This window comes from Mucilaginibacter sp. P5_A4 (assembly GCF_056400605.1).
On sequence record NZ_JBFUKX010000002.1, the window covers coordinates 124,061 to 138,287 of the forward strand.

The 14,227-nt window shown below is 42.9% G+C and carries 14 protein-coding genes; 6 read left to right on the forward strand and 8 right to left on the reverse strand.

Annotation, left to right across the window (positions count from 1 at the left end; translation table 11 throughout):
• Positions 1 to 143 precede the first annotated feature (143 nt).
• Complete coding sequence (locus AC1DQW_RS02365; protein ID WP_477452663.1) at positions 144 to 956, reverse strand: helix-turn-helix domain-containing protein; 813 nt, start codon at positions 954 to 956, stop codon at positions 144 to 146.
• A gap of 169 nt (positions 957 to 1,125) precedes the next feature.
• On the opposite strand from AC1DQW_RS02365, the gene AC1DQW_RS02370 reads away from it, so the two are divergent.
• Positions 1,126 to 1,419 carry a hypothetical protein gene (locus AC1DQW_RS02370; protein WP_477452664.1) on the forward strand — a complete coding sequence of 98 codons (294 nt, stop codon included), beginning with the start codon at positions 1,126 to 1,128 and terminating at the stop codon, positions 1,417 to 1,419.
• Here the strand turns inward: AC1DQW_RS02370 and AC1DQW_RS02375 are convergent.
• The gene (locus AC1DQW_RS02375) at positions 1,416 to 2,663 is read right to left on the reverse strand and encodes a DUF3179 domain-containing (seleno)protein (protein ID WP_477452665.1); all 1,248 of its coding nucleotides are present in this window, start codon (positions 2,661 to 2,663) and stop codon (positions 1,416 to 1,418) included. The genes AC1DQW_RS02370 and AC1DQW_RS02375 overlap by 4 nt on opposite strands.
• A 176-nt stretch (positions 2,664 to 2,839) precedes the next feature.
• On the reverse strand, positions 2,840 to 3,643 hold the full coding sequence (gene budA, locus AC1DQW_RS02380; protein WP_477452666.1) for an acetolactate decarboxylase: 804 nt from the start codon (positions 3,641 to 3,643) through the stop codon (positions 2,840 to 2,842).
• 284 nt (positions 3,644 to 3,927) lie between these two features.
• Here budA and AC1DQW_RS02385 point away from each other — a divergent pair, with 284 nt between their 5' ends.
• Both AC1DQW_RS02385 and AC1DQW_RS02390 read left to right on the forward strand, forming a co-directional pair.
• Positions 3,928 to 4,638 carry a DsbA family oxidoreductase gene (locus AC1DQW_RS02385; protein ID WP_477452667.1) on the forward strand — a complete coding sequence of 237 codons (711 nt, stop codon included), beginning with the start codon at positions 3,928 to 3,930 and terminating at the stop codon, positions 4,636 to 4,638.
• 152 nt (positions 4,639 to 4,790) lie between these two features.
• The gene (locus tag AC1DQW_RS02390) at positions 4,791 to 5,942 is read left to right on the forward strand and encodes an MFS transporter (RefSeq protein ID WP_477452668.1); all 1,152 of its coding nucleotides are present in this window, start codon (positions 4,791 to 4,793) and stop codon (positions 5,940 to 5,942) included.
• 2 nt (positions 5,943 to 5,944) lie between these two features.
• Here AC1DQW_RS02390 and AC1DQW_RS02395 read toward each other — a convergent pair whose 3' ends face one another.
• On the reverse strand, positions 5,945 to 6,214 hold the full coding sequence (locus tag AC1DQW_RS02395) for a hypothetical protein (protein ID WP_477452669.1): 270 nt from the start codon (positions 6,212 to 6,214) through the stop codon (positions 5,945 to 5,947).
• A 345-nt stretch (positions 6,215 to 6,559) separates the two neighbouring features.
• On the opposite strand from AC1DQW_RS02395, the gene AC1DQW_RS02400 reads away from it, so the two are divergent.
• On the forward strand, positions 6,560 to 7,600 hold the full coding sequence (locus AC1DQW_RS02400) for a sterol desaturase family protein (protein WP_477452670.1): 1,041 nt from the start codon (positions 6,560 to 6,562) through the stop codon (positions 7,598 to 7,600).
• Positions 7,601 to 7,610: 10 nt separating this feature from the next.
• On the opposite strand, the gene AC1DQW_RS02405 is transcribed toward AC1DQW_RS02400, so the two are convergent.
• Complete coding sequence (locus tag AC1DQW_RS02405; RefSeq protein WP_477452671.1) at positions 7,611 to 8,258, reverse strand: ankyrin repeat domain-containing protein; 648 nt, start codon at positions 8,256 to 8,258, stop codon at positions 7,611 to 7,613.
• A 242-nt stretch (positions 8,259 to 8,500) separates the two neighbouring features.
• Here AC1DQW_RS02405 and AC1DQW_RS02410 point away from each other — a divergent pair, with 242 nt between their 5' ends.
• Both AC1DQW_RS02410 and lolA1 read left to right on the forward strand, forming a co-directional pair.
• Complete coding sequence (locus AC1DQW_RS02410) at positions 8,501 to 11,071, forward strand: FtsK/SpoIIIE family DNA translocase (RefSeq protein WP_477452763.1); 2,571 nt, start codon at positions 8,501 to 8,503, stop codon at positions 11,069 to 11,071.
• Between the two features lie 69 nt (positions 11,072 to 11,140).
• Entirely contained in the window at positions 11,141 to 11,818 is a 678-nt protein-coding gene (gene lolA1 / locus AC1DQW_RS02415; protein ID WP_477452672.1) for an outer membrane lipoprotein periplasmic chaperone LolA1, read from the forward strand.
• Between the two features lie 105 nt (positions 11,819 to 11,923).
• On the opposite strand, the gene AC1DQW_RS02420 is transcribed toward lolA1, so the two are convergent.
• The 3 genes from AC1DQW_RS02420 to AC1DQW_RS02430 form a co-directional block, all read right to left on the reverse strand.
• Positions 11,924 to 12,481 (reverse strand): AAA family ATPase, encoded by a 558-nt coding sequence (locus tag AC1DQW_RS02420; protein WP_477452673.1) that lies wholly within the window; start codon positions 12,479 to 12,481, stop codon positions 11,924 to 11,926.
• Positions 12,482 to 12,595: 114 nt separating this feature from the next.
• Positions 12,596 to 12,847 (reverse strand): DUF1456 family protein, encoded by a 252-nt coding sequence (locus AC1DQW_RS02425; protein ID WP_477402404.1) that lies wholly within the window; start codon positions 12,845 to 12,847, stop codon positions 12,596 to 12,598.
• A 15-nt stretch (positions 12,848 to 12,862) separates the two neighbouring features.
• Entirely contained in the window at positions 12,863 to 14,164 is a 1,302-nt protein-coding gene (locus tag AC1DQW_RS02430; protein ID WP_477452674.1) for a DEAD/DEAH box helicase, read from the reverse strand.
• Positions 14,165 to 14,227 lie beyond the last annotated feature (63 nt).

Here is a 14,227-nt window from a genome sequence, read left to right on the forward strand (position 1 = left end):
TACCGGCCCCACCGAGTGTCAAACTGCTGATGTAATTCTTTAGGCTACAGCGTAGCCACGTGTTTGTAGACAAGCAGAAAAACATGGCTTGGCTCCAGCGGAACCTCCTAATTATTCTGCAAAGATATGCTGCTCGCAATAACTTACTTCAATGTTATTATTTTACGGTATTGCAATGGTGTTACCCCAACTGCCTGTTTAAAGCTGCGGATAAAATGGCTCTGATCGGCAAAACCACATTCATAACCGATTTGTGTTAGGGGCATACCGATTTTGCCCAACAATCCGGCGGCTTGCTCTATCCTTAACTTTTTCAGGTAATCACCAACCGTTGTGTTGAAATATTTAGGAAACTGGCGCGACAAGTGTACGGGGTGCACCTGTGCAATGGCTGCCAAAGCATCCCAGGATAATGAGGTTGTGTCCCCATCGTTAAGTGCCTCTTTGATCTTTTTTACCCATGCAGGTTGCCTCGCCGTTTCCTGTTGCTTTACATCAGCGAGTAAACCAAAAACTTTAAAAAGCGATTCCCGGATAGACAAAATTTCTATCGCCCCCGTATACCTCGTTTCCATATACATACTGCGGAATAGCAATTTCAAAACCGGGTTATACAGCTTTAAGCTTCCCTCCATTTTGTTTAAAGGTAAATTGTACAGATCAAAAAAATCCTTTTCCAGTTCGATGTGAAAACCACGGGTATAGCCCGGGTGTTTAATGTTACAGTGCGCATCCTGCCAGTTATGAAACAGCAGCGTGCCGGCACTGCATTCATAACTCTCTTTTTTATTGGTCTCCAGCATGTTGCCCGTAAGCAGGAAGGTAAAGTATGGATTTTGATGTGTGTGCCATTCAACCCGGTCGTGCGTGTACTCTGTATCGGTAATAACGAGGTTATCCAATTGGATAGCCTTGTTTTGAACCCCGAAGTATTTACCTTTTTGAAGTTGCAGCATACTGCTTATAGACGAAGTGAGGGATGAATTGTTACAGTTTTTTAATTAGCAATTTGCCTTTCTTCCCATTTTTCAAATCCTCAGATTTTCAAATTTTATTTCACCCGCACACCTGAAATTTACATATCCGCACAGCTGCACATCCGTTTATTTGTTTAATTTTGGTCCGATGAAAAAAGTGGAAGTATTAAAGCTGATCGATCTGATCGAGGAGATTAAAAAACTGGACGAGTTGATTACGCAAAGCCGCAAAAAAAAGACCTCCGATTTTGTGCTGAATCAATACGAAGCTAAAAAACTAAAAATGATCGGCTCTATCATCAATGAGCTGGCCAATCCGCCAATCCAATCCATGGAAAGCTACATGCTAATCCAGAAGATTCTCAACAAATACTATCCTAATATTGACAATGGCGAATTGCTGAACGACAGTGACGTGGGTAAAATTGTGGCTGTTATTTAAGGGAAAGCCCAATAAATAGCTGCAATAGTTTCCTTAACCTCACCTTCTTTCCAAAATGTCGTTGCCGGGTGAAAATGTTTCCATGAGTGCCAGTATTCCTGGTAGGCTTGCACTTTGTTTAGTTTTTGCCCCTTTTGTACACCGGCTGTACATAAGCCATCCCAATCCCAAACCGATGCGGTTTCTTTGTCGGTAAGCTGCCCGTCTTTATTCAAATCAAAATGAAATGTTTTACCATTTAAATTAGCGTTCCAAACATGGTAACTCAGGCTATCTTTTTCTATGCTTACAACTAATGGGGTTTTGTTAAGCTCGTCATTAAGTATCCGTTTATGAAATAAATGACGCCAGTCGTAAGCTTTGGCCTGCCCGTTAACAATCACCCCTACCACCCAGCTTTTCCTGATCAGCGAATCTTTGTTTTTTAAGGTGCTGTCCTTATCAACATACTGTAAACGGTCGTAATTTTTAAGGTCGGCATAATCCGGGGCATATAATTTATCAGGCTGCATAACAAGCGATGTCGGGTGCTTTTGCAGCCAGGCACCCAGTGTTACCTGCTCATAGGGCAATTCCTGCAGGTGCTGTCCTTTAAGCTTACCAACAGCCGCGTTCCCGGTTGCCTGGTACCACCAGGTTTTGGTGCTTTCGTCCTCAATAATGGCGTTATAATGCCTTGCTCCTACCAGCCTGAAGTTTTGCCTTTTGCCGTTTATTACCGGGCTGTAAACCCTACCCGTGCGGCACATGGTACAGTAGGTCACCAAAACAGGTTCGGGCCCAACATTATCCTGCACTTTATGGTGATAACCTAAATATATAACCGGGTAGGCTTTAGCCACGCCGTTTTTCACCACACCTACAACCAAATAGTTAAGCGGCACCTTGTTGGTTAACCCGTTGGCAAATTTGGCTACCTGTGTTTCTTTAAACATGGTTTCGGCCTTGTACATATAGTCGGTAATATAAAAACTACCTAAACAAAGCACCAGTACAAGGGCCTTAACAAGTTTGCCTCTTTGGGTATTTTTTGAATAAAATTTAAACAGGTACCATACAATGAAAATAGCTCCGATGAAGCGCAGTGGGTTTACAATTTTTTCAAGGTAATAGCATACGGTAATGGCATTGAGATCCTGGCTGCCCGGAAAAGGCATCAACAGGTAAGCATGCACCAGGCCCGGTACTATCAGTAAAATTATTCCTATCCAAAATATTCCCGGCCTGTGTATATATTTCTTCATTTAATCAATATACTTCAAAGTCAACATGTCCGCCCGGTTGGCGAACAAGATAACCCTTAAATTTGTACTCTTCGGTTTTGCAACCGCCCAAAAGGTTGATAACTGGTTTATAATCGATCCTAATTTATCTAAAAAATTTATTAAACAACAATAAGCTTGAAAATTTATTATTTGCACTACTGTTTTTTTCCGTTTTCAACACTTTTTATCTCTTCTTTCCGGTCCTTTTTAAAGTCGAAGTTGTCAAATTCTGGGGTTTGCGGCAGATCCATGGTGTAGTTGGTGAGGGTATCTACCTCAATGGTAATGTCTTCCGCATTCAGATCGATGAGGTGGCCGCCGGCAGTTTTATCCATCGATAAAAAATGAAAATGGTAACCGCTGATGTGCGCGCCCTCCATAAAAGCCGGAATGCGAAAACCAACCAGGTCGCCCCGTACCCCGCTATGCTCAAAAAATTGCTGCCTGTTCAGCATGGCTGCAAGCGGCAGGTAAGGTTTTTCAACCGGTGGGAAAGCCCTGGTTTTTACCGACTTAAATTTGCCGCTGATGTGTATAGCATAAATGCCGTTCTGGTTGGTAAGCAAACTATCCAGGTAACTATAAAGCGATGTTTTGTTTAAAGCTCCTGCGTATTTGTAAACTTTTTTCGCCTTAAAAAAACACACTACTGCATAGGGCAATTTGCCTGTATCTGAAACTAGAGTGGTTTTCCCTGTTGACCTTGTTTGGTAAATCTTGCCGTTAAGCATCAGCAGTTCGCCATCCAGGTGACCGGGGGCGCCAAGACCGAAATCACCGTGCTTTTCCAGTTCTTTATATGTATACCAGTTATCGTACAAGCCACCAATAAACCCTGAAGCAAAACCGGCGCTGAATAAATTATTATCAGCTTCTACGGCTTTGATTTTTTGCTGCGCGATGGATTTACAATGGAAACAAATAAAGGCCAGTAACATTAAGAGGTATTTTTTTTGCATAATAAAGAAATTGTGTTTGAGGCTTACAAAGCAATTGTTTTACAACAATTTATCCAAATGTTTATCGATAATTAAAAATCCAGTTGTCAATAAGAAAATTTTCACGCAAAGACGCGGAGACGCAAAGTAATCTGCATGTTTTTTTTGCCGTCTTGGCGTCTTTGCGTGAGATTAATTTTATCCCCTCTTCTTAACTCTCAACCCTCCTGCCGGGATTAATTTTACTTTACCCTTACGGGGATAAATATTGCTTATACTAAATTTGAAAATCTATTAAACAGAAAATGATGAAAGTAGAAATATGGAGTGATGTGATGTGCCCCTTTTGTTATATAGGCAAGCGCAGGTTTGAAGAGGCTTTGGAGCAATTTGATCATAAAGACCAGGTTGAAATTGAATGGAAAAGCTTTCAGCTTAACCCGGATATGAAAACCGACCCCGACATCAACATTAGTCAATACCTCGCTGATGCCAAAGGCTGGACGCTGGAATACGCCCAACAAATGAACAACCATGTTACCCAAATGGCTGCCCAGGTTGGTCTTACCTATGATTTTGACAAGGCTATTGTTGCCAATAGTTTTAAGGCCCACCGTTTTACTCACCTTGCCAAAAAATACAACCTGGGTGATAATGCCGAAGAAGCCTTGTTTAAAGCTTACTTTACCGAAGGCTTAAATATGGATGATAATGCTACCCTAATACAATTGGGAACCAATATTGGCCTTGATGCTGAAGAAGTAAAACAAGTGCTTGAAAGTGACACCTACGCTGATGAGGTAAAACATGACATTGCCGAAGCGCAACAATTAGGCATAAGAGGCGTTCCGTTTTTTGTAATGAATAACAAATATGGGGTATCTGGCGCGCAGGCTGTACCTGTTTTCCAGGAAACGATAGAGAAATCATTTGCCGAATGGCAGCAGGAAAACAGCAAACCCGCTTTAACCATTATTGAAGGCGAATCGTGCTCGCCGGATGGAGATTGCAATTAATGTTATTGATCTACAATACATTACTAAAATTTATTTCAAAATCCATCCCAAAGTAAAAAACGATTTAGCTTATAAAACGTATCAATTAAAGCACTATATTTGCATTAGAACAACTAAGTGTACTTTTTACACTTAGCATAATAACAACATTGATGATAGATACGCTTTCCGTCCCGGTTTTAAATACCAAAAGAACACTCCGCATAGCTGTGGGTGCTATGTTTTTTATGGCCGGGTTAAGCTTTTCAAGCTGGGCATCGCGCATTGCTACAGTACAGCAAAGTATGGGCCTCTCTGATGCCGCTTTGGGTGCCGTACTGTTTTCATTACCAGTTGGTTTAATGTGCTCCCTCCCATTTTCGGGATGGATCATCACTAAAATCGGCAGCCGCAGGTTGCTTATTGGCGCATTGCTGGTATATGCAACCGCGTTGGTAACTTTAGGTTTGGCACAAAATACCTTTCAGCTTATCATCTGCCTGGTTTGTTTCGGTTTTAGCAGTAACGCGGTTAACATAGCCGTTAATACCCAGGCCGTAGCTGCCGAAGAACTTTATAAACGCCCCATACTGGCATCATTTCACGGTTTGTGGAGCTTGGCTGGGTTTACAGGCGCAGGCATTGGTACCTTTATGATAGCCAATAACATTGCACCGGTATATCATTTTTTACTGATGCTGATTGTGATTGCTACAGGTGTAGCCATTGCCGCCCGTTATTTAAAGGATGATAAGGTAGCCAGCGCCGGGCCGGCATTTGTGATGCCCGATAAATCGCTGATTAAATTGGGGATTATCGCCTTTTGTTCGATGATCTGTGAGGGGGCCATGTTTGACTGGAGCGTTATCTACTTCAAAAAAGTAGTACTTGCCCCATCAGCCCTGGTTGGTATTGGCTTTACAGCATTTATGGCAACTATGGCAAGCGGCCGTTTTATTGCCGATTGGTTTGCGCACAGGTTTGGTTTAAAACGTACCCTGCAGATAAGTGGTTCATTAACCGCTACCGGTTTAATAATAGCCGTAATTTTCCCATACGTGTACACGGCCATAGCAGGTTTCCTGCTGGTAGGTGCGGGTGTATCATCGGTGGTGCCTATGGTTTACAGCGCAGCGGGCAAATCAAAAACCATGCTGCCGGGTGTAGCGTTGGCGGCTGTTTCAACCATTGGTTTCCTGGGCTTTTTAATTGGTCCGCCGGTGATTGGTTTTATAGCAGGTATTGCCACCTTAAGGGCGTCATTTGTGTTGATAGCCCTGATGGGTTTATCGGTTGTCATAGTATCCACCAAGGCTAAAATTTAATCTTAAGCTTTATTAAGGTCAACCTCCCCCGGATTTAGCAGGTAATCAAATTGCTCATACCCGTTGTGTATAATAAATTTCAACCGTTCTTTCGGCACATCAATATCCAACGACATTGAAGCCAGGGTTTCGGGCAAATTATCACGAATCAGTTTCAGATCGGTTACATGAGGCATTTCAATAAAAATATCTTCACCAAGTGCGTCAATTTGCCAGCCCTTTAAGTTGGCATTGTGCAATACATCCAGCCATTTTTGTTGATAAGCGTTCATAATTTTGTTTTACTAATATGTTAATAAAAGGATTGAGAGGAAGATTGGTTTTAATTATTTGAGACCGGGTATCTCAATTCCATATCAATATAACAAGGATTTTCTTGACGTCGTTAAACAATTACCCGGTGATAAACGCGAATTTTGAAGAACATGTAAAAACACCTGGAAGCTTTTTATATACCGAAGCTTAGGGGATCTCAAAGTCGGTAACATTGTTACATGCGTAACTTTTATCGGTCTATTGTTTATTAATCATAATTTTCTAATTTTAGCATTTCAATAATGTACATACATTAAAACATTATACGTTATTAACACATACCAATTATAATTTTTTGTGCAATGGATTTTTTGAATACCATACTTGATTTTTTTAAAGGTTTCTTTGGCTGGGGCAGCTGGGGCAGTTTGATGAACATCATTAAATCGGGCGATTATAGCAAGCTGCTTACTTATGAAGGTTTCCAGGCCATGCTATTCCCTATTATGCCTTTCCTGTTGCTGCTCGAAATTATTCGTGCTGCTTTTTATAAACGTTTTAAGGTTATTCATTATAAATTACCGTTTTTTTCATTTGTGTTAAATTCTGTTATCGGGCGGTATATATCTATAGGCATGGTTTTAATATGCATAAAACTGTTTGAAAACCACGCCATTTTTAAGACCACATTTACCTGGTACTGGTTTATTTATGGCTATATAGTTTGGGAGTTTGGCCATTTTATTTACCATTATTTTGGTCACAAAGTAAGGCTGTTCTGGTGCCTGCACTCAACCCACCATGCGCCCGAAAGCATGAACCTGGCCATCAGCAACGCGCATTTCTTTTTAGAAGCCCCTTATGCCGATTTTATCCGCACAACGGTTTGTATTTTATTAGGAGTTAACCCAACCATGCTGTTTGTAATCATGTTTATTGATGGATTTTGGGGAACCTTTATCCACATTGGCGAAAACGTAATTAAGGATGGCAGATTAGGCTTTTTGAACAATATTGTACTTACGCCGTCGCATCACCGGGTGCACCATGCCCGTAATGTAAAGTATATGGATACCAATTTCTGTAACTTGCTGCCCATCTGGGATAAAGTATTTGGCACTTATCAAAACGAAGACACGGAAATTCCTATTGAGTATGGCATCAGTCGCCCGCTGATTAAAAACAGTTTCCTGGACGCCTACTTTGGCGAGATCGTATTTTTAGCCAAAGATGTATACAAAGCGCCTGGCATAAAAAACAAGTTCCTCTACATTATTATGCCTCCCGGCTGGAGCCACACCGGCGATCATAAAATGACTACAGTAGTGAAGAAGAAGTATTTTGAGGAACTGGATAAACAAAAGGTTGAAGCGAAACAGGACGGGGAAACGGCGTTGACCTAAATTTCACCCTCTACTCCAAAATCGCCGCGATCTCATCAAAGCCTTTTTCCCTTGCCAAATCGGCGGGGAGTTTGCCTCCTTCCATGCGGGTGTTAATTTCGGCGCCGTTTTCTAATAATAGTATCAGCAATTCTAAATTTCCATTTTGCGCGGCAGCATGCAGCGGGGTAGCACCTGCTTGTTGTTTTATGTTGATAAACGATCCGTTCTCGATAAGCATAGCTGCGGTACGGGTATAATTGCCGGCACATGCCGAATGCAACGGGTAAACATGAAATCCATTATTTGATGGCAGGTTTACATCGGCCCCTTTTGACACCAGGTAACGGGCAACATCATAATGTCCAAAATAACAGGCCAGGCCCAGGGCTGTAAAGCCATCAGGAGCATAATTATTAAGCGAGTTGGGGCTGGCGTAAACAAGGTTAGCTACTGCATCAAGCTTACCGGCAGCAGCTGCCTCAAACAAGTTAATCTCGCCAACGTACTTCAGCAGCAGTTCGGTAACGTCGGGCTTTTTGTAATAGCATGACAGCATAAGCGGCGAAACCTGGTGGCTGGTAAGGGTTGTTGCCAGCTTGGGGTTTTGTGTAAGCAGGGCATCTAACTGCTGCAGATTGGCAGCATTAATATATTCCTCCAGGTTTTCTATACTCATTATTTTCAGTTAAATAAGGGTCTCGCAAAAAAATTTATAGCCTGAGCGTGCCCTGTTATTCAATTATACTAAAAAAATAAAAATACGCCTAACTATTTGCATAATCTGCTAACTTTATATTTCAACAGTTTGCAGCTTTTTTGATGAGTGGCGAGGGTGGGTAAAATTTTTATGTTGTTTTTGTAAAGTTTACATAGGTGAAATTTTATGTAAGTTTGCAGTTAAAGGATGTTACAATCAGGATGCCGGTAAAAGGAAATCAGTTTAAATCAAATAGTTTTAAGGACGATAATCAGCCCCGCCAAACCAATGGCAAGGCCGAAAAGGAACGGGTATCAAAAAGGGGACTCCCTAAAATGCCCCGCTTTGATATGGAGAATGGGCGTACAGTGAAAATTGCGGGATTGTTTTCGCTTTTGCTATCTGTTTATTTCCTTATCGCCTTCACTTCCTACCTGTTTACCTGGCAGGAAGACCAGAGTTATATTTCAACAACCAACGGTGGCTGGCATAACCTGGCCACGGGCAAAACTGTACAGGAAATAGCCGATGCCGGCTCCCCGCAGGTTGCACAAAACTGGCTTGGTAAATTTGGCGCGCTGTTAAGCAACCAGTTTATTTATGAGTGGTTTGGAGTGGCTTCATTCATTTTTATTTTTATATTTTTTGTATTAGGATACCGCCTGCTGTTTAAAGTAAGGCTGTTTTCATTAGCCAAAACACTGGCCTACTCTATTTTCGGAATTGTATTTATATCTACAGCTATAGGCTATTTTCACGCCTTTATTATTGATTACCCGCATTTTTTGGAAGGGGGCTTTGGTTACTGGAGCAACCGTTTGCTCGATGCGCAGATCGGTCCGGCAGGTACGGCTGGTTTACTTGTATTTTTGGCGCTTGCCGTATTGGTGATTGCCTATAATATCGATTTTAAACTACCTTCCAAAAAGGAAAAGGTTAACGCAATGGAAATAGACGAAATAGTTCCGGAGCCTGTTGACCTGGCTGATGAAGAAATATCCCTACCCGTTGAATGGCCACGCGGCAACCGGGTAAATGATACTTTAGCCACCCAGGTAAACACCATAAAACCCGAACCTGTAAATCAACCGCCATTAACACAAACCCAGGCATACCATGAGCCTGTTGTTTTAATGCCCACCAACACCACCCGTGCCGAACCGGAAGAAGAAACAGAAATTCCCCTTACTATCGATGTAAACCGTCCGCTGCCCGAACTAAATGTTGAAAAGGCTGATGATGTTAAAGCACAGGAACTGGTAAACCAATTTGGGATTTATGATCACAGGCTCGACCTCGCGTCCTATAAGTTTCCACATCTCGACCTGTTGGAGAACCACGGATCAAACAAGATCTCGGTAAACGCCGAAGAACTGGAAGCCAACAAGAACAAGATTGTTGAAACCCTGAACCATTATAACATCGAGATAGATAAGATAAAGGCTACCATCGGACCAACGGTTACGCTATATGAGATCATCCCTGCACCTGGTGTGCGCATCTCCAAGATCAAAAACCTGGAAGATGATATCGCGCTGAGCCTGGCCGCTTTAGGAATCCGTATCATTGCGCCTATGCCTGGTAAGGGTACCATAGGTATCGAGGTACCAAATCAAAACCCCGAAATGGTTTCGATGCGCTCTATCCTATCCACAGAAAAATTCCAGAACACCACCATGGACCTGCCCATCGCTTTGGGCAAAACCATATCCAACGAGGTGTTTATTGCCGACCTGGCCAAAATGCCCCACCTTTTGGTTGCGGGTGCTACCGGCCAGGGTAAATCGGTTGGTATTAATGCTATATTGGTTTCGCTGCTGTTTAAAAAGCATCCTTCCGAACTTAAATTTGTATTGGTAGATCCTAAAAAGGTGGAGCTTACACTTTTCCGCAAGATAGAACGGCACTTTTTAGCCAAACTGCCCGATGAAGCTGATGCAATTATAACAGATACCAAAAAGGTTGTAAATACGCTTAACTCGCTGTGTATCGAGATGGATCAGCGGTACGACCTGTTGAAGGATGCGCAGGTGCGTAACCTTAAAGAATACAATGCCAAGTATGTTAACCGCAAAATAAGCGACCCCGAAAAACATCGCTACCTGCCGTTTATTGTATTGGTGATTGATGAGTTTGCCGATTTAATGATGACTGCCGGCAAAGAGGTTGAGGTGCCCATAGCACGTATTGCCCAGCTGGCCCGCGCGGTGGGGATCCACCTGGTAATAGCTACACAAAGACCATCGGTAAATATCATTACGGGTACCATTAAGGCCAACTTCCCGTCACGATTGGCGTTCAGGGTATTATCAAAGATAGACTCACGCACCATTTTGGATGCCGGCGGCGCCGATCAGCTTATAGGCCGCGGGGACATGTTGTTCTCCACCGGCAGCGACCTCATCCGCCTGCAATGCGCCTTTGTAGATACGCCGGAGGTTGAGGCGATATCAAACTTCATCGGCGAGCAACGCGGCTATCCTACGGCCCTATTGCTGCCTGAATATATTGGTGAAGGCGAAGCAAGCAGTGCCAAAGAATATGACCCCGATGACCGCGACCCAATGTTTGAGGAAGCAGCCCGTTTAATAGTATTGCACCAGCAGGGTTCAACATCGTTAATTCAGCGTAAAATGAAGTTGGGCTATAACCGTGCCGGCCGCATTATTGATCAGCTTGAAGCTGCGGGTATAGTTGGCGCATTTGAAGGCAGTAAGGCCCGCGATGTTTTATACCCTGATGAATACAGCCTGGAAAGGTACCTGGAAACGCTTCAAAAACCACGTGATTAAACCAATTACAATTTATATGCTCTAAAACAGTAACTATTAGCATTAATAGTTACTGAAGATAAATAACTCATGAAAAAAACAATTTTATATACCCTTATAGCATTAAGTTCCTATACTGCCGCATTTGCCCAAAAAGACACACAAGCCAAGGCTATTTTAGCCCAGGTGAGCCAGAAATATAAATCGTATGAGGTTATTAAAACCGATTTTTCTCTTACGCTTGATAACCAGCAGGCTGGTGTTAAAGAAACCCAAACCGGTACGCTGATTTCAAAAGCCAAAGCAGGCAAATACAAGGTAACCCTTTACAGTTCAGCATCGGCAAAGGATGTGGATAAAGAGATCATCAGCGATGGAAAAAGCCAGTGGACCTATCTGAAAAAAGATAAAGAGGTGCAGGTGAGCGATGCAGCCAAAGGTGGCGAAGGCCTTAGTAACCCATCGCAAATTTTTACTATTTATGAGCGCGGCTACAAATACCTGTACACCGGCGAGCAAAAAATTGCCGGCAAAGCTTATCAGGCCATTGATCTTACGCCAGAAAATGAAAAGCAGGCCATATTTAAGGTCCGCCTGTTGATTGATAAAGCCAAAAAACAGATCTATAGCGCCCTTTTGTTCGACAAGAACGGCAATAAATACAACTACATTGTAAAAAACTTTACACCTAATGCACCCATTGCCGATAGCATGTTTGCATGGGATGCCAAAGCTCACCCCGGCGTTGAGGTAGTGGATTTGAGATAAGCAGTTAAAGTTTGACGATATTAAAAAGGGCAATAGGTTTTGAAACTTATCGCCCTTTTTTGTTACCTCCCTACGGGCTCCTGCAGAGCCATAGACCTTTGAGAGCTATATTTGAGGGTATATCTTACCGCTCAACTTATCAATCTTTAACAACACAGCCTGCAGCCTTTGCTTAACCGAAGTATCTCTATCAATAATCAGTACCGGATGATGAAGGCTCTGCATCCAGTTTTGATGAACCCGTAAGGTGCGTCCGCTGTTTAAATTTTCATCGTAGCCCGATGCCCATTCAATAAACTCATTGTATTGCTTATTGCGCTCTTTATCAGTATAAATGATATCGCCGTACTTTTCATATTCCCGTTTTTTCAGCCTGTTTATCCTTACCTCATTTGGCAGGTATAAAAATACCGACAGGTCGAAATTCCAGTTATTATTCCAGTTGACTACCGAACCGCCTAATACCCAATTTTTATATTGTGATGTATCGTGGTTTATCAGCCCGTTTCGTTCTTCCGGAGAACGCCTGATGGTAAAAGGAGTATGAGAAGGCATCCAGAAATATTGGTCGCCATCAAAGTATTGGTAATTAAGCTTTTCGGCCAAAGCCATGCCTAACGTAGTTACACCTGAGCCCGAAGCTCCAAAAATATTGATGTGCATTGTAATTTAGTTAGCCGGCATGCTGAACCCGTTTCATCCCACATGTGAGGTGAACACCATACATGTAGCCCACCTGTCAGTTGAGATGCCCGGCATGACTTAAGACCTTTACCTCTACTTCACGTCAGTCTTAGGAACCCTTTTATCAGGCATCGGACCACGTTTGTAGATGATGAGGCCGTTCAAAAAATTGCGCAGGATCTGGTCGCCGCAGGGCTTAAAGTTGGGGTGATCGTCATTGCGAAAAATAGCGCCCAGTTCGGTTTTGGTGATCCGGAAGTTGGCCAGCTCCAATACTTTTATAATATCATCATCGGTAAACTTCATGGCTACCCTCAGCTTTTTCATGATATCATTATTGCTCATGCTATTGGTATTTAATTATATGGAAATATCTATTTTAACTTTTTTGTTCTTGATCTTTTCGCCTTTTATCTGCTGTACAGCCTTCTCAATACGGTTGCGTTTCACAGCGGCGTAAGATGTATAATCAAGCACCTCAATCAAGCCAACGTCCTCCTTATCAAGGCCGCCCTTTTTAAGCAGCAAACCTACAATGTCAATCTTATTTACCTTATCCTTTTTACCGGCGGCAATGTACAATGTAGCCCATGGCGACGGTTTCGGTACCGTCGGATCTTCGGGCAGTTCTTCCACCTCGGGCATCTGTTTTAAATAAGATGGCTTTTCGTCGGGTGCCAGTATCAGGTATGAAGTTCCTTTGGCATGCATGCGGGCTGTACGGCCGTTACGATGCAGGTAAGCTTCCTCGTTATGCGGTAACTGATAATGTACCACGTGCTCAATCTCGGGTATATCCAGTCCGCGGGATGCCAGGTCGGTAGTGATGAGTAAACGGTGGCTGCCATTCCTGAATTTAAGTAAGGCGCGTTCCCTGTCATCCTGCTCCATACCGCCATGGAAAATATCATGCGGTAATCCCCTGTCATATAAAAGATCGCTGATGCGTTCTACCGCTTCGCGGTGGTTGCAGAAAACAAGGGTTGCTTTATCGCCTATTTTGCAGATCAGGGCAAACAGTGCATCCAGTTTATCGGCGGCTTCGGCTATAACAGCTTTTTGTTTAATATCGGGGGTATTAGCGGCATTAGTGAGGTAATCCAGTTCAAGAGGCCTTACCATGCCGGTAAAGTCAGGGATCTCCTGCATTTTGGTGGCCGAGGTTAGCATCCGCTTTTTGATATTGGGCATTTGCTTGATAATGAAAGCCATATCCTCCTGGAAACCAAACTCCAAAGCTTTATCAAACTCATCCAATATCAGGGTGTGGATAGTATCCGTACTAAAACTATGGCGGCGCAGGTGATGGGCAATACGCCCCGAAGTACCAATTAACAAAGCAGGTGGCTGCGATAAATTATTCCGTTCAATTTTTACCGGGTGACCGCCATAACAGCAATTCACCTTAAAACCGCTGCCAATGGTCCTGAAAACCTGCTCTATTTGCAAGGCCAACTCGCGCGACGGCACCATAATGAGGGCCTGAACAGTTGGTATATTGAGATCCAATAAACTCAGTAATGGCAATAAAAACCCAAGTGTTTTACCCGAACCGGTGGGCGACAGCAGTATTACATCGCTTTTTTTTGCCGCACTAATGGCGGCCTGCTGCATTTCATTCAGAGCGTTAATTTTGAGGTTTTCGAGCGCTTGCTTTATCATTGTAGGCGCAAAGATAAGGTAAATATAGTAGTGAAGATTATCTTTCAATCGTCGTTGCTTCGT

Bases quoted from the DNA above. Each gene is read 5' to 3' on its own strand.
- AC1DQW_RS02410 (WP_477452763.1), top strand. From the start codon at position 8,501: ATGCCGGTAAAAGGAAATCAGTTTAAATCAAATAGTTTTAAGGACGAT.
- AC1DQW_RS02365 (WP_477452663.1), bottom strand. From the start codon at position 956: ATGCTGCAACTTCAAAAAGGTAAATACTTCGGGGTTCAAAACAAGGCT.
- AC1DQW_RS02420 (WP_477452673.1), bottom strand. From the start codon at position 12,481: ATGCACATCAATATTTTTGGAGCTTCGGGCTCAGGTGTAACTACGTTA.
- AC1DQW_RS02395 (WP_477452669.1), bottom strand. From the start codon at position 6,214: ATGAACGCTTATCAACAAAAATGGCTGGATGTATTGCACAATGCCAAC.
- lolA1 (WP_477452672.1), top strand. From the start codon at position 11,141: ATGAAAAAAACAATTTTATATACCCTTATAGCATTAAGTTCCTATACT.
- budA (WP_477452666.1), bottom strand. From the start codon at position 3,643: ATGCAAAAAAAATACCTCTTAATGTTACTGGCCTTTATTTGTTTCCAT.
- AC1DQW_RS02370 (WP_477452664.1), top strand. From the start codon at position 1,126: ATGAAAAAAGTGGAAGTATTAAAGCTGATCGATCTGATCGAGGAGATT.
- AC1DQW_RS02425 (WP_477402404.1), bottom strand. From the start codon at position 12,847: ATGAGCAATAATGATATCATGAAAAAGCTGAGGGTAGCCATGAAGTTT.
- AC1DQW_RS02430 (WP_477452674.1), bottom strand. From the start codon at position 14,164: ATGATAAAGCAAGCGCTCGAAAACCTCAAAATTAACGCTCTGAATGAA.
- AC1DQW_RS02385 (WP_477452667.1), top strand. From the start codon at position 3,928: ATGATGAAAGTAGAAATATGGAGTGATGTGATGTGCCCCTTTTGTTAT.
- AC1DQW_RS02390 (WP_477452668.1), top strand. From the start codon at position 4,791: ATGATAGATACGCTTTCCGTCCCGGTTTTAAATACCAAAAGAACACTC.
- AC1DQW_RS02375 (WP_477452665.1), bottom strand. From the start codon at position 2,663: ATGAAGAAATATATACACAGGCCGGGAATATTTTGGATAGGAATAATT.
- AC1DQW_RS02405 (WP_477452671.1), bottom strand. From the start codon at position 8,258: ATGAGTATAGAAAACCTGGAGGAATATATTAATGCTGCCAATCTGCAG.
- AC1DQW_RS02400 (WP_477452670.1), top strand. From the start codon at position 6,560: ATGGATTTTTTGAATACCATACTTGATTTTTTTAAAGGTTTCTTTGGC.